Origin of the sequence: Arminella tubonensis (assembly GCF_003240585.1) — a bacterium.
Classification (GTDB): Bacteria; Pseudomonadota; Alphaproteobacteria; order Rhizobiales; family Rhizobiaceae; genus Rhizobium; species Rhizobium tubonense.
The window spans coordinates 1-14649 of sequence record NZ_PCDP01000045.1 but is presented as its reverse complement, the minus strand read 5'-3'; the positions used below and the strand labels follow the sequence as shown (position 1 = coordinate 14649).

Sequence of the window (14649 nt, the reverse complement as noted above, 5' to 3'; positions counted from 1 at the left end):
TTGTCCCACCGACATATTTGTGTGACGGGAGACAACGATGGTCGACGCCGGCAAGCTCAACACCTATCGATCCAAGCGCGATTTTAAGAAGACCAGGGAACCGAGCGGCGCGACCGAAATTGCCTCGTCCAACCGTCGTCGGTTTGTCATTCAAAAACACGATGCGACACGATTGCATTACGACCTTCGCCTCGAGCTGGACGGCGTGTTCAAATCATGGGCCGTCACCCGGGGGCCCTCGCTCGATCCGCAAGACAAGCGCCTGGCCGTCGAAGTTGAGGATCATCCGCTCGACTACGGTGATTTCGAAGGGACAATACCGAAGGGCCAATATGGCGGCGGGACGGTTCTCCTGTGGGATCGCGGCTACTGGGAGCCTGAGGGCAACAGGAGCCCCGAGGATGCTCTCGCCGAAGGCGATTTGAAGTTCACCCTGGACGGCAAGCGCCTGCATGGCAGCTGGGTGCTGGTGCGCATGAATCACGACAGAACTGGCGGCAAGCGGACCAACTGGCTGCTGATCAAGCACCATGACGATGCTGCCGTCGATGGCAATGGTGATGCCGTCCTTCAAGAGGATAGCTCAGTCGCGTCGGGGAGGTCGATGGCGATGATTGCCGGGGGGAAGGGACGGGGTCCCAAACCCTTCATGCTGGCGGCGAAAGGCTCGGCCGAGCCGGACGCGGCGTGGGATAGCCGGGCCGGGCTGGCGGCCGAGCGAAGGGCAGGCGGAGATGATCCGAAACCGGCAAATGTCCAAAGAAAATCCAGGCCAAGGAAGGCGGTGTCGGCGATGCCCACCTTCATTGCGCCCCAGCTCTGCGACACTCTTGCACGTCCTCCCCAGGGTGAAGGGTGGGTGCACGAGATCAAATTCGATGGCTATCGAATCCAGATGCGCGTCGAGGACGGCAAGATCACACTCAAGACCCGAAAGGGACTGGATTGGACGGAGAGATTCCAGGCCATCGGAGCTGCGGCGAAAGGGCTACCGGATTCTATCGTGGACGGAGAGGTCGTGGCGTTGGACGAACACGGTGCTCCGGACTTTGCGGCGTTGCAGGCGGCTCTTTCGGAGGATCTGACGGACAATCTCGTCTTTTTCGCCTTTGACCTTCTTTACGACGCCAATGAGGATATGCGGGCACGCCCGCTTTCGGAGCGAAAGGAACGGCTTCGGCAGCGACTTCCCGGCGCTGACCCGCTTATCCGTTTCGTGGAGCATTTCGAGACCGGCGGGGATGCCGTGCTTCGCTCCGCGTGCCAGTTGTCTCTCGAGGGGATCGTCTCGAAGAAACTTGACCAGCCCTACCGGTCCGGACGGACCCGCAGCTGGGCAAAATCGAAATGCCGTGCTGGCCATGAAGTCGTCATTGGTGGCTGGTCGACGACGAGCGGCCGTTTCCGCTCGCTGCTGGTCGGCGTCAATCGCGGCGACCACTTTGTCTATGTCGGGCGTGTCGGTACCGGTTTCGGCGAAGCCAAGATCCGGACACTGCTTCCGAAGCTGAAGGAGGTTGAGGCCGACCAAAGCCCGTTCACCGGCATCGGTGCGCCGCTCAAGGAAGCCGGTGTCGTCTGGGCTCGGCCGGAGCTGGTAGCGGAGATCGAGTTTGCCGGGTGGACCGGCGACGGCCAGGTGCGGCAAGGCGCATTCAAGGGGTTGCGGGAGGATAAACCGGCTGCGGAAGTCGAAGCCGAAACGCCTGCAACGCCTGATACGACCGCCGTGCCAGAACCGATCAAGGGCGCGCCTGCCAAGAGCCGCCAAGGATCAAGTGGAAAAGCGTCTGTCTTGGGCGTGCTGATATCACACCCCGACAAGGTGATGTGGCCTGACGCAAGCGATGATCACCCGGTCTCGAAACTTGATCTGGCTCAATATCTGGAAGCTGTGGGTCCATGGATGATGGAACACATCAAAGGGCGCCCCTGTTCGATCATCAGGGCTCCGGACGGCGTGGGGGGCGAACGGTTCTTTCAGCGACACGCAATGCAGAGCACGTCCAATCTCCTCGACCTCGTCACCGTATTTGGCGACAAGAAGCCGTATCTTGAAATCGATAGGCTGGAGGGGCTGGCAGCGGTTGCCCAGGTTGGCGGACTGGAGCTTCATCCCTGGAATTGTCAACCGAACGAGCCGGAGGTGCCGGGACGATTGATCTTCGATATCGATCCAGGCCCCGATGTGCCGTTCTCCACCGTGGTCGAAACCGCGCGCGAGCTGCGGGACCGATTGGAAGAACTCGGTCTTGTCAGCTTCTGCAAGACGACGGGAGGCAAGGGTCTCCATGTGGTGACACCGCTTGCCCAAGGGAAAAGGGACAAACTCACCTGGCCAATCGCGAAGTCCTTTGCGCATGATGTCTGCGCGCAGATGGCACGTGACAATCCTGATCGCTATGTCATCAACATGGCCAAACGGTTGCGGAATGGAAGGATGTTCCTCGACTATCTTCGCAATGATCGGATGGCGACGGCCGTAGCTCCTCTGTCGCCCCGCGCAAGGTCAGGCGCCACGGTATCCATGCCGCTGAACTGGTCGCAGGTGAAAGCCGATCTAGACCCGAGGCGTTTCACGATCCGGACTGTCCCCGCGCTGATGAAGACCAGCACCGCATGGACGGACTATTGCGACGGCGAGCGCTCGCTGGAAATGGCAGTCAAGCGTCGAGGAAAGGTCAACGAGGCGGCTTGAGCAATGCGAAAATAGTCTCTGGCTCTGCGGGAACAATCAATTGCGACAGACATTTAGCTGTTACTAATTTATGTTGAAAGGAACGCGCCCAATGACCCAGATCGGAGATTTTCAGCGTCGTAGGCCAGTGCGCGGACGCCCTTATACGCTTGAAGAATTTGCGGACAGATATCGCCTTTCGAAGCATGCGGCAGAGGATCTCTACGTCCGCTTCGGCCCTTCCGCCATTGAGCTCGATCTCCTCATGGCTGCAAAACGCCATGTTCCCGACATGCCTGAGCGGTTGGCCGAATAATACGCTGCAACGGAGCAGCAGAGTGCGTCATTTCAGAAAATTGATTAGCGCCTCCGCGAGTACGCCGGGGGCTTCCTCGGCCATGTGGTGGCCGGAATCGATGCCGAAACCTGTGACATCCTTTGCCCACGGCCGCCACACCTCCAATACATCTCCATATAGCAGTTGGAGGTCGTCGCGTTCTGACCAGAGGCAAAGCATCGGGCATTGGACGACGCGTTGTGCCGCCCTGTCTTCAAGGTCGTGCTTGCGATCGATCGTGAGCCCAGCCCGGTAGTCTTCCACCATCGTATGCACAGTCGGGGGATCGCGCGTCGCGCGCCGAAAGTCTTCATAAGCTTCAAGCCCCATTTTATCGGGCGATCCGCCGTACCATGCGTCCGGATCGGCGACTATCGCGCGTTCCGGCTTTTCAGGGACACCGAAGAAGAACCAATGCCACCAGCGCTGGGCAAACCGCTCGTCCGCCCTCTCCAGTGCCTCGAGGATAGGCACACAATCGAGCACTACGAGCCTTGCAATATTTTCCGGATAGTCCATCGCCGCCCTGAAGGCGACGTAGCTGCCGCGATCGTGGCCGACGATCGCAAAGCGCTCGTGGCCGAGGGCGCGCATGAGTTCGACGGCGTCGCGGGCTTTGGCGCGCTTAGAGGATCCTTCATGATCGGCGCTGTCGGCGGGCTTGAACGACCGGCCGAAGCCCCTGAGGTCAGGACAGACAACGGTAAAGGATTTTGCGAGCCGGTCCGCGACCTGCCCCCACGTCATATGTGTACGCGGATGCCCGTGCAGTAACAGGACGGGCGGCCCCGATCCTCCGTGCCTGACATGCAACTTGCCATCCGAAACCTCGATATCTTCCAATGTGAAACCTTCGAACATCGTCACGCTCCCAACCTGAACACCCGGGTCTGAAAACAACAAAAAACCCGCCGATGTGGTCATCGGCGGGTTTCTGATTTGAGCCTTTAGAAGGTTTTCATGTCGTCTCGTTCACGTCCGCCCAATACAGCCGCCACGCTGGCGATAAATGCGCCAATGAGGAGGGAAAGGGTGCCAAACAGTGCGATCTTCGCGCCGGTCTTGCGCGCGGCGTCTGCTGCCTGTTGCGCCTTAACCTTGGCATCATCAGCCTTCTTCAGGATCGCATCCACGCGTGCCTTGGCGTCCGCCTCCGACAATCCGGTTTTGGCCGCGACAAGCTGGACGAGATAGCTCTGATCATCCGGCGATACCGATCCGGCAACGGCGCTGTTTGCGAGAATCGTCGCGATCTGAGCGCTTGCATTGTCGTCACTGCCCGGCTGCTGGCCTGCAGCTGGCTTGCGTGGGTCCGCAGGTCGAAGCAGGCTGTCAACGAAATAGGACGAGCTTCCGCTCGCGCCATCGACGGCTTTCGTAACGCCGGCGGCAGCGGCACCCGACGTTACGGTCGAAGCGGCTTGTATGCCGGTGCCGATCATCGAAGTCAGCGCCGACCCAAGTACTCCCGCGAGTAGAACGGTTGCCAGAGCCCAGGTGAGCAGGCCATGAGCTGTGTCACGGAAATAGACTTCATCCGTGTGAACCGCCACCCACTTTGTACGCAAGCGCCCGGTCATATAGCCTCCAAGGCCTGCCGAGAGCCATTGGACGATTACAATCCAGATGGCCGTCGTCACCGACAGCGTCATCACCGAGGCGCTCTGAGAGGACCACGGAGATATCATGGTCAGGCCAAGTCCAGTGCCGAGCAATGTAAGCAGCAGGGTTACAGCCGCCGCCACGACGCCGCCGGCGATGATTGCACCCCAGCTTACAGCAGAGACCGATGATTCCGGCCCTGCGGACACCTCTGAATTCGAGGAGAATACGGTCATTCCGCCATCCTATCGAAAAAAGAGTGCGAGAATGATGATGATCGGGATCGGAACACCCAACATCCAAAGTAAAATACCGCGACCCATGTGATTTCTCCTTTGTCAGATTTGTCTAACGTTGTTTGGTTTAAGAAGCCTCCGACGAGAGACGGGACCGGAGCCTTCTTGACTGTGGTTCAAGACCCGCAAGCCCATTCGGGAGCTTGCGAATTTCCAATGACGATCAAGCCGTCTTCTTTTGAGCGGCCAAGTTGACGGCAGACTTCGCAAGCGTGGTCAGGTCTGCATCCGTGGCGGACTCTTCCTTCAAGGTGGCATCGAGAAGGGTGACGGCGTCCTTGTAGCCGAGCTGTGCGGCCCAGGTCTTCAGGGTGCCGTAGCGGGTGATTTCGTAGTGCTCGACGGCCTGGGCCGACGAGATCAGCCCAGCGTCCAGGGCAGCGGTGCCTTTGAACTCCTCGATAATCTCTTCGCCCTCGGCGATGATTCCCTGGATAGCCTCGCAGGTCTTGCCCTGCGGACGCTTGCCAATGATCTCGAACACCTGTTGCAGGCGCTCGACGTGACCTTCGGTCTGCTGCAGATGCTTTTCAAACGCGGCCTTCAGCTGTGGCGCGGTTGCGGCGCGTGCCATTTTTGGCAGTGCCTTCACGATCTGTCGTTCGGCGAAATAGATATCCTTGAGCGTGTCATGGAATAGATCGTTGAGTGTCTTCTCGGCCATTGGGTCTCTCCTCGTGATTGTGTGTCAGTGAACGGTTGCGGAGATCAACGTGTTGTCTGCGCAAATGTTCCTGCCCTTTTGAACGTGGTCGGATCGCCATCCTGTGGGAGCCACTGACCCCGGAAACTACCGCTCCGAAGCAGATCGAGCACTCCAAACGGGCCATCGACAGGTTGACAAACTCCCCGTTTGCGGTTGAACAGACGCACGCCGGAGCTAACGGGCCGAGCGCCACCAATTCACGCGAGGAAGAAAACATGAAGTATTTTACTGTCGAAATCGGTGGACGACCGATCGCATGCTTTCGCTCGGAAGATCAGGAAGATGCAGAGCATTTCTTCGAGGCTGAAGACTTCCGTGAAGACCTGACTGTCATGCTGTCGGACGGAAAGCCGCTGTGGGATGGTCTTGCTACCCTCAATCTCAGAGATGCCACGGCCGAAGAACAGCGCGAAGTCGACCAGGCCTACGAGTTCGACGAGGATCTGCCAAAAGAAGCCGACGATGAGTTCGTCGTCTTTCTGGTGCCGGTCTCGGATCCGGCTGACGATACGGACGACGAAGAATAACTGTCGTCAATCCTGCGCCGTGTTGCGCGCTGAATGCGAAACGCCCGCGCCCGGAGTTGTGCGCGGGTCAGGTATGGGCGGGTTCGGTGATCGATCTAAACGGGAACTTGCGGCCGCATTGGCAGCGGATGACGTAGCTCTCCTGAAAGTTTGACGAACGCTGCTCGAAGAAGCCCTTGGGCATCGTGTCGACTGCGAAGCCCGGATGTTTTCGAACACGATGTTCGTCTTCCGAGGCTTCAGCAAAGCCACTATTTCCACATTGGGGGCAGGTGATCTTCTTTGAGAATCGATCGCGCGCAGCCATTACATTCTCCAAGCTAATCCAATGACAGCCCGCGGCGGCCATTTGCGATCGTGCAACCGCTGGGAAGCACGGCAAACCGAAGGCCTCCAATTGAAAATCGGATGGCGGAAGAGGTGGGATTCGAACCCACGGTACGGTTTCCCGCACGCCGGTTTTCAAGACCGGTTCCTTAAACCACTCGGACACTCTTCCGTGACGGCCTTATGACCCAAACGGCGCCCTTGTGGCAAGGCCGTCTTGGCCGTTCTCGCGGACTTTTTTGGGTCGGCCGCGCCCATCGACAAGCGCCTGCGAAAATCCCCGACTGTTAACGTCTGCCTGGTTGGCGGGCTAGTCGGGAAGGGATGCGTTAACCATAATCGTTAGAATTGTTCCTACTTTGGCAAATTGCTTCGTAATTTCGGCAAGATGCAATCATGATTAAAGCCCCGTTAGGTGGTTGAGGCGTATGCGGAATCTGGCTCGGGAAGATGTTCGCATTCTTCTTAACCATGTTCACTATCAGTAACGGCGTATAGACACATGAAGTTCGAAAATGGTGCGGGGACATACGCGACAGGTCTGCGATGGCTGGGTATATCGCTCATGTGCGCGACCGTGACTGCATGCGGGACAACCCACGCCCCGGCGCCGGCGAAACGCACGCATGGCAAGGAATACTTCTCCGAAGCGGAATACGGCGTGAAGGCAAGCCCCCGCGTCGCCACCGGCAATAATATCCCGAAGGGCGGCGGCCGCTACATGGTCGGCAATGCCTATCAGGTGAAGGGCCAGTGGTATGTCCCCAAGGAAGACTATTCCTACAACAAGATCGGCATCGCCTCCTGGTATGGTTCCGCATTTCACGGACGCCTGACCGCCAATGGCGAGGTTTACGACCAGTTGAGCCTATCCGCTGCGCATCCGACTTTTCCGCTCCCGAGCTATGCGCGCGTCACCAACGTCGAGAACGGTTCGTCGGTCGTTGTCCGCGTCAACGATCGCGGGCCGTACCATCCCGGCCGCATCATCGACCTTTCGAACAAGACTGCAGACCTGCTGGACCTGAGGGACAGCGGCACCGGTGATGTTCGAGTGCAGTATGTCGGGCGGGCGCCGCTCGACGGGCACGACATGCCCTATCTGATGTCATCCTATGTCAAGAAAGGCGATCGCTTCCCGGGTTTCAACCCGCAGATCGCAACCGGTGTGATGGTTGCCTCCAATTCGAAGCAGATCTCGGCCGATCAGCTGCCGCCGTCCTACACGCCGACGCCCACCCGTCAGCCTAGGACATTCATACCGGCGGCGGCGCCTGTTCCGGCTCGCAATCCTGCGCCCGCCACCAGTATGGCCTATGCCGGGTCGACGCCTGTCGCGCCGCCGGTCAACCAGTTGCCGCCGATGACCTGGAGCGGCGGTCAGCCGACGGCTCCGTCGATCTTGGTCGTGCTACCGGAAATCGGGCCTATTCCACACGACCGGCCTGACTTCTAATCAATTATTTTCTCTGTTCGCACGAAGTGACTGAATGGAGCGACCGGGTAATCCTTGCCGGATTTTTCGGCCATCGTTAATATGGCGCTAGGCTCGATCGGAGTAGCGACTGGCATGCTGAAGCGCCTTCTTCTAATGGTTTCCTTCGTTATCGTCGGAGGGGTTTCTGCGTTTGCCCAGACGCCGCCGCCCGCCTTCGATACGAAGGCCGCGCAGGCATTCATGATCGAGGCCTCCACCGGTACGATCCTGCTGGCAAAGGGTGAGGATAAGCCGATATCACCGGCTTCGCTTGCCAAATTGATGACGATGGATGTGGTCTTCGATGCCATCGCTCGCGGCGAAATCAGCCCGGATACCGAATATCTCGTCTCCGAAAACGCCTGGCGTACGGGCGGGGCGCCGTCCCGGGCTTCGACCATGTTTGCAGCGTTGAAGTCGCGTGTCCGGGTGGGTGATCTCATTCAGGGTGTGGCTGTCCAGCAAGCAAATGATGGCTGCATCATCGTCGCCGAGGGCATCTCGGTCAGCGAGGCCGAATTCGCGCGTAGGATGACCCAGCATGCCCGCGAGATCGGCATGCCGAAGGCGATCTTTGCAAATTCGACCGGCCTGCCCGATGGCGACAGCAAGGTGTCGGTCCGGGAGCTGGTGACGCTGGCTCAGGACCTGCAGCAGAAACATCCCGATCTCTATAAATATTTCGGCCAGGCGGACTTTACCTGGAACAAGATCTACCAGCGCAATCGCAATCCGCTTCTGCCTCTGAGCATGGGCGTCGACGGGCTGGGCACCGGCTTTGCCGAGGGGGAAGGGTTCTCCATCGTCGCTTCCGTAGAGCGCAACGGCAGGCGCCTGTTTCTGGCGCTAGGCGGTCTTGGTTCGGACAAGGAACGGACGGAGGAGGCCAAGCGGGTTCTCGAATGGGGTCTCAGCAACTTTCGTAGCCAGAGGGTCTTTGCAGACGGCGAGGTCATTGCTGCGGCCAGCGTTTATGGCGGAGCCTCGTCGAATGTCGGCCTCGTCGCAAAGACACCCGTCGATGTCTATATTCCGGTCAACAACCCGGACCGGCTGGCCGCCCGGATCGTCTATCGCTGGCCCCTGACCGCCCCTGTCGAAGGGGGATACGAGGCGGGCACTCTGAAGGTATTTTCGGGTGCGCGGCTGGTGCGGGAGGTGCCCCTGTATACAGAGACGGCGGTTGGCCGGGGTGGGCTTGGCAGCCGTGCGTTCGATGCGTTGATCGAGTTGTCCGAATCGATGCTGTTCTCCTGGCTTTGGGATACACCGACGGCCACTTGACGAGGGCCGATCGTTGACGGGGCGTCCGGAATTTTCCCTTTAGGCCCATCAAAGAAAACCTGAGTTCGTCGCGGCAGTGGTTTCGCCGTCGCGCGTCTTGCGATAAACAGGGCCACAGGGCGCTTCGGCGCAAGCCAGCGCAGGACGCAGATCATTGTCGAACGGAAACGGATTGTTCGTAAGCTTCGAGGGCGGGGAAGGGGCCGGAAAATCCACCCAGATTCGCCGGCTGGCGGAAGCGCTGCGCCAACGCGGCAACGACGTTCTGATGACACGGGAACCGGGCGGTTCACCCGGGGCTGAGGCCGTCCGCCACGTGCTTCTGTCGGGGGCCGCCGAGCAGTTCGGAACGCGGATGGAGGCAATCCTGTTCGCCGCAGCGCGAAACGATCACGTCGAAGAGGTGATCCGTCCGGCGCTTGCCGCGGGTAAAGTCGTGCTCTGCGACCGTTTCATGGATTCCTCGCGTGTCTACCAGGGAGTGACGGGCAATCTCGAGCCGGAATTCGTGGAGGCATTGCAGCGTATCGCGGTGAACGGGGTAGTGCCAGACTGCACGCTGATCCTTGATCTCCCCGCGAGCGTTGGTCTGGAACGAGCCCGTAAGCGTGGAGTAGCCATTTCGGCGAGTGCCGAGCCGGATCGTTTCGAGAAAGAAGAAATGGAAACTCAGGAGAAACGCCGTGAGGCTTTCCTTGATATTGCTGCCCATGACCCGGCCCGTTGCCATGTGGTCAACGCGCTGCGGGCGGAAGATGTGATTGCCGAGGAAGTTCTTTCAATCGTCGGGCAATTGCTGGGGCCGCGTATCGAGAAGCAGCTCAGCAGTCCGGAACCGGCACGATGAGCGAGGAGCGGTCCGGCGTTCTCGATGGTGCGATACCTCCGACGGAGAATACCCGACTCTTCGGCCATGAGGCTGCCGAGGAGTTTCTCGCGCATTCCTATCGCTCGGGAAAGGGCCACCACGCGGTGCTGATCGAGGGGCCGGAGGGCGTAGGGAAGGCGACGCTTGCGTTTCGCTTTGCAAATTACGTCCTTTCAAACCCGGAGCCCGCGACAGCGCCCGAGCGCATGGCGGACCCGAACCCCGCTTCCGCCGTCAGCCGCCAGATCGCTTCCGGCGCTTCGCACAATTTGCTGCATCTGGCCCGGCCGACCGACGAGAAGACCGGAAAGGTGAAATCGGCCATCACGGTCGACGAGGTTCGCCGGGCGGGCAAATTCTTCTCCCAGACATCAGGGACCGGCAATTGGCGCATCGTCATCATCGATCCTGCCGACGATATGAACCGGAGTGCGGCAAATGCAATTCTGAAAATCCTGGAGGAGCCGCCGAAGAGGGCACTCTTCCTCGTGCTTTCGCACGCCCCCGGGAAATTGCTGCCGACGATCCGTTCGCGCTGCCTGCCGTTGAGATTGGCACCGCTCGACGACCAGGCGCTCGGGAGCGCTCTTTCAAACCTCGGCATTGCCGCCGGCGAGGGACAGACCGCAGCGTTGCTCACGGAAGCGAAGGGCAGCGTCAGCGAAGCGCTGAAATTGCTGAACTATGGCGGCGGCGACATCATCGCTGCCTACCAGCAGGTGATTGCCTCGGAAGGCCCAACGGCGCGCAAGGCCATGCACAGGCTGGCCGACGCGCTGTCGGCCAAAGACAGCGAGACGATCTTCAGCTTCTTCGTTTCGCATCTCGGTGACGACATAATGGGCCGGGCGAGGGCCGCCGCCATTGAGGGGCACGTGGTTGCTGCCGAAAGGATGGCGAGACTTTATTCCGAGGTCACCGAACGGCTGACCGTATCCCAGGCCTACAATCTCGACCGAAAGCAGACTATCTTGACAGTGCTCGGAGAATTGAAGCAGCAATTGTCCTAAGAACAGCCAGTGCCCGCTGCACACACACCGAGCCTGCGAAACTTAGTGTTTCGCTGCGCTGCAACTTGCGTTAATAGCCACAGACAAATTTATCAAAATAACAAGACGGGCTCGATGCCGCTTATGAAAGACAACTCTCCGTTTTACATCACGACCGCGATCTCCTATCCGAACGGCAAGCCGCATATCGGCCACGCCTACGAATTGATCGCGACCGATGCCATGGCGCGTTACCAGCGGCTCGATGGACGGGAGGTATTCTTCCTCACCGGAACGGACGAGCATGGCCAGAAGATGCAGCAGACGGCGCGCGCCGAAGGCATAACTCCGCAGCAACTCGCCGACAGAAACTCCAGCGAATTTCGCGCGATGGGCAAGCTTCTGAATGCATCGAATGATGATTTCATCCGCACCACGGAGGAACGTCACCACGAGACCTCGCGCGATATATGGAACCTGATGGCCGAGAATGGCGACATCTACAAGGACTCCTACGCGGGCTGGTACGCGGTGCGCGACGAGGCCTATTATCAGGAGAACGAGACCGAACTGCGCGCCGATGGCGTTCGCTACGGACCACAGGGCACGCCGGTCGAGTGGGTGCAGGAGGAGAGCTATTTCTTCCGGCTTTCCAACTATCAGGACAAGCTTCTGGCGCTTTACGAAGACGATCCGGATTTCGTCGGGCCTTCCGAGCGTCGCAACGAAGTGGTCTCTTTCGTCAAATCGGGGCTTCGCGACCTGTCCATTTCGCGCACGACATTCGACTGGGGCATCAAGGTGCCGAACGACCCGGCGCATGTGATGTATGTCTGGGTCGATGCGCTCACCAACTACCTGACGGCTACCGGCTACCTAGAGGATCGGAACGGTCCGCGCGCCAAGTTCTGGCCGGCCAATGTGCATATCATCGGCAAGGACATCATTCGCTTCCACGCGGTCTACTGGCCGGCTTTCCTGATGTCGGCAAAGCTGCCGCTGCCGAAGCGGGTCTTTGCCCACGGCTTCCTTCTCAACAAGGGCGAGAAGATGTCGAAATCCGTCGGCAACGTCGTCGACCCTGTCGATCTCGTCAATCATTTCGGCGTCGATCCTGTGCGCTACTTCTTCCTGCGTGAAGTCTCCTTCGGACAGGACGGAAGCTACAGCGAAGAGGCGATCGGCACGCGCATCAACTCCGATCTCGCCAATGGCATCGGCAATCTCGCCAGCCGTTCGCTGTCGATGATCGTCAAGAACTGCGACGGCAAGATTCCTGAATGCGGACCGCTGACCGACGAGGACAAGGCGATGCTCGCTGCGGCCGATGCGCTGCTCGAAACCACGCGCGACGACATGGGCAAGCAGATGATCCACCGCGCCCTTGCCTCCATCATAGCGGTTGTCTCCGAGACCGACCGCTATTTCGCGGGCCAGGAGCCCTGGGCGCTTAAGAAGACCGATCCAGCCCGCATGGGAACCGTGCTCTATGTCACGGCCGAAGTCGTGCGCCAGATTGCAATCCTGATGCAGCCGTTCGTTCCCAGCTCGGCCGAAAAACTGCTCGATCTGGTCGCTGCACCTGCCGACAAGCGTGATTTCGCTGCGCTTGGCGAGGCCGGTCGCCTCGTCGCAGGGACACCGCTCGAAGCGCCGAAGCCTGTATTCCCTCGCTATGTGGCGCCGGAAGCCTGAGGTTTCGTCAATGTTGATCGACACCCACTGCCACCTCGACTTTGCCGACTTTGCCGAGGAGCGCGACGCAATCGTGGCACGCGCTCACGCTGTCGGCGTCCGACAGATGGTGACCATCTCGACCCGGGTCAAGAAGTTGGACGAACTGCTGGAGATCACAAGAGCATATCCGTCTGTGTTCTGTTCCGTCGGAACACATCCGAACAACGCGGACGAGGAGCTCGATATCGAAGTCGAGGACCTGGTGCGGCTGTCGCGGCACGAAAAGGTCGTGGCAATCGGCGAGGCGGGGCTCGACTATTTCTATGACACAGTGAAGCCGGAAGACCAGAAAACCGGCTTGCTCAGACATATTGCAGCCGCGCGCGAAACCGGACTTCCGTTGGTGATCCACAGCCGCAGCGCTGATGACGACATGTCCGATATTCTGACCCAGGAAACAGGGAAGGGGGCCTTCCCTTTCATCCTCCATTGTTTTTCGTCGGGCCCCGACCTCGCCCGGACAGGCGTCGAACTTGGCGGCTACGTGTCCTTTTCCGGCATCCTGACCTTCCCGAAATCCGAGGAATTGCGCGCGATTGCCAAGACGATCCCGTATGATCGCCTGCTGGTCGAGACAGATGCTCCGTACCTTGCGCCGAAACGTTGGCGCGGCAAACGCAACGAGCCGTCCTACGTTGTCAACACGGCGGAAGTCTTGGCCGAGACGCTCGGCGTGAGTGTCGATGAGATCGCCGATATCACCACGGAAAACGCGTTTCGTATCTTCTCCAAGATGCCGAGGGTCTGACGGCGTGAGCTATCGAAGGCGTTTCACTATCCTGGGCTGCTCATCGTCTCCGGGCGTGCCGAGGATCACCGGAGACTGGGGCGCCTGCGACCCGAGGAATCCGAAAAATCGCCGTACCCGTGCGGCCTTTCTCATCGAGCAGATTGCGCCTGATGGAGGCTTGACGACCGTCGTCATCGACACCGGTCCGGATTTTCGAGAACAGATGATCCGCGCTGGCGTGAGTGACATCGATGCCGTGCTCTATACGCACGCCCATGCGGACCACATTCACGGCATGGACGATCTTCGCGGCTATTTTCACAACTCGCATGATCGTATCCCGATTTACGCCGACCAGCCGACGATGGATCGCATCCGAGAAGGTTTCGGCTATTGCCTGGAAACTCCACCCGGCAGCAGCTATCCACCGATCGTGCGGGCGATCATACTCGATGATATCCAGAAGCCTTTTGTCATCGACGGCAAAGGCGGTCCGATCACAATTCGTCCCCATGTCCAGCAGCATGGCGACATCCGCTCGCTGGGCTTTCGAATCGGTAATCTCGCATATTGCAGCGATATCAGCGACTTCGGACCAGAAGCTATCGCCAACCTGCAGGATCTCGACATCCTGATCATCGACGCCTTGCAATATCATTTCCATCCAAGTCATCTGTCGCTGGAGCAATCGCTTGGCTGGATCGAGAGGCTCAAGCCGCAACGCGCCATCCTGACCCACATGCATACGCCGCTGGACTACGACACAGTTATGGCCGAAACACCTGACCATGTCGAACCAGCCTACGATCAGATGCAGTTGGAGTTCGAGGTGGACGACGGGTCGCTTTAATTGAGAGGCGCGCTGAAGTGCGAAGGCCGATATATAAGCGCGTTCAATGACTTATCTTTCACTCTGACGTGGTTTTAGTTCCATAATCTATCTTATGTGATCTTTATTTGTAGCCGGGTGGGTTCAAGGATGAAGTGCGACTTGCGATAGATAACAGCGGCTTATCGCTTGCAAGGAACATGACATGAAACGCACCTACTCCCAGATCGACATGGATGAACGCCGCAAGATCGCGCGGTGGC

The 14649-nt window shown here is 59.1% G+C and carries 14 protein-coding genes and 1 tRNA gene; 10 read left to right on the top strand and 5 right to left on the bottom strand.

What is annotated here, in order from left to right; translation table 11 throughout:
• Positions 1-37: 37 nt before the first annotated feature.
• Positions 38-2698, top strand: a complete 2661-nt coding sequence (gene ligD, locus CPY51_RS22095) for a DNA ligase D (protein ID WP_111162395.1) — start codon at positions 38-40, stop codon at positions 2696-2698.
• A gap of 91 nt (positions 2699-2789) precedes the next feature.
• Complete coding sequence (locus tag CPY51_RS22090) at positions 2790-2993, top strand: hypothetical protein (RefSeq protein WP_111162394.1); 204 nt, start codon at positions 2790-2792, stop codon at positions 2991-2993.
• Positions 2994-3020: 27 nt separating this feature from the next.
• Here the strand turns inward: CPY51_RS22090 and CPY51_RS22085 are convergent, their stop codons facing one another.
• The 3 genes from CPY51_RS22085 to CPY51_RS22075 form a co-directional block, all read right to left on the bottom strand.
• Positions 3021-3875 (bottom strand): alpha/beta fold hydrolase, encoded by an 855-nt coding sequence (locus CPY51_RS22085; protein ID WP_111162393.1) that lies wholly within the window; start codon positions 3873-3875, stop codon positions 3021-3023.
• Between the two features lie 86 nt (positions 3876-3961).
• Positions 3962-4852 (bottom strand): hypothetical protein, encoded by an 891-nt coding sequence (locus tag CPY51_RS33530; RefSeq protein WP_244598751.1) that lies wholly within the window; start codon positions 4850-4852, stop codon positions 3962-3964.
• 223 nt (positions 4853-5075) lie between these two features.
• Complete coding sequence (locus CPY51_RS22075; RefSeq protein ID WP_111162392.1) at positions 5076-5576, bottom strand: YciE/YciF ferroxidase family protein; 501 nt, start codon at positions 5574-5576, stop codon at positions 5076-5078.
• Between the two features lie 257 nt (positions 5577-5833).
• Here CPY51_RS22075 and CPY51_RS22070 point away from each other — a divergent pair, with 257 nt between their 5' ends.
• Positions 5834-6145, top strand: coding sequence for a hypothetical protein (locus tag CPY51_RS22070; protein ID WP_111162391.1), 312 nt, complete (start codon positions 5834-5836; stop codon positions 6143-6145).
• Positions 6146-6212: 67 nt separating this feature from the next.
• On the opposite strand, the gene CPY51_RS22065 is transcribed toward CPY51_RS22070, so the two are convergent.
• Positions 6213-6452 carry a hypothetical protein gene (locus CPY51_RS22065; RefSeq protein WP_111162390.1) on the bottom strand — a complete coding sequence of 80 codons (240 nt, stop codon included), beginning with the start codon at positions 6450-6452 and terminating at the stop codon, positions 6213-6215.
• A gap of 102 nt (positions 6453-6554) precedes the next feature.
• Positions 6555-6644, bottom strand: a tRNA-Ser gene (locus tag CPY51_RS22060).
• A 330-nt stretch (positions 6645-6974) separates the two neighbouring features.
• On the opposite strand from CPY51_RS22060, the gene CPY51_RS22055 reads away from it, so the two are divergent.
• From CPY51_RS22055 to CPY51_RS22025, 7 genes are all read left to right on the top strand, one after another.
• A complete protein-coding gene (locus CPY51_RS22055; protein WP_111162389.1) occupies positions 6975-7928 on the top strand; it encodes a septal ring lytic transglycosylase RlpA family protein in 954 nt (317 codons plus the stop codon).
• 114 nt (positions 7929-8042) lie between these two features.
• Entirely contained in the window at positions 8043-9233 is a 1191-nt protein-coding gene (locus CPY51_RS22050; RefSeq protein ID WP_111162388.1) for a D-alanyl-D-alanine carboxypeptidase family protein, read from the top strand.
• Between the two features lie 154 nt (positions 9234-9387).
• Positions 9388-10080, top strand: coding sequence for a dTMP kinase (gene tmk / locus CPY51_RS22045; RefSeq protein WP_111162387.1), 693 nt, complete (start codon positions 9388-9390; stop codon positions 10078-10080).
• A complete protein-coding gene (locus CPY51_RS22040) occupies positions 10077-11111 on the top strand; it encodes a DNA polymerase III subunit delta' (protein WP_111162386.1) in 1035 nt (344 codons plus the stop codon). The genes tmk and CPY51_RS22040 overlap by 4 nt, the downstream gene beginning before the upstream one ends.
• 123 nt (positions 11112-11234) lie before the next feature.
• Positions 11235-12785: a methionine--tRNA ligase gene (metG, locus tag CPY51_RS22035; RefSeq protein WP_111162385.1), complete on the top strand. Its 1551-nt coding sequence runs from the start codon at positions 11235-11237 to the stop codon at positions 12783-12785.
• 10 nt (positions 12786-12795) lie between these two features.
• Positions 12796-13575: a TatD family hydrolase gene (locus tag CPY51_RS22030; RefSeq protein ID WP_111162384.1), complete on the top strand. Its 780-nt coding sequence runs from the start codon at positions 12796-12798 to the stop codon at positions 13573-13575.
• A 4-nt stretch (positions 13576-13579) separates the two neighbouring features.
• The gene (locus tag CPY51_RS22025; protein ID WP_111162383.1) at positions 13580-14407 is read left to right on the top strand and encodes an MBL fold metallo-hydrolase; all 828 of its coding nucleotides are present in this window, start codon (positions 13580-13582) and stop codon (positions 14405-14407) included.
• The last annotated feature ends 242 nt before the right edge of the window (positions 14408-14649 follow it).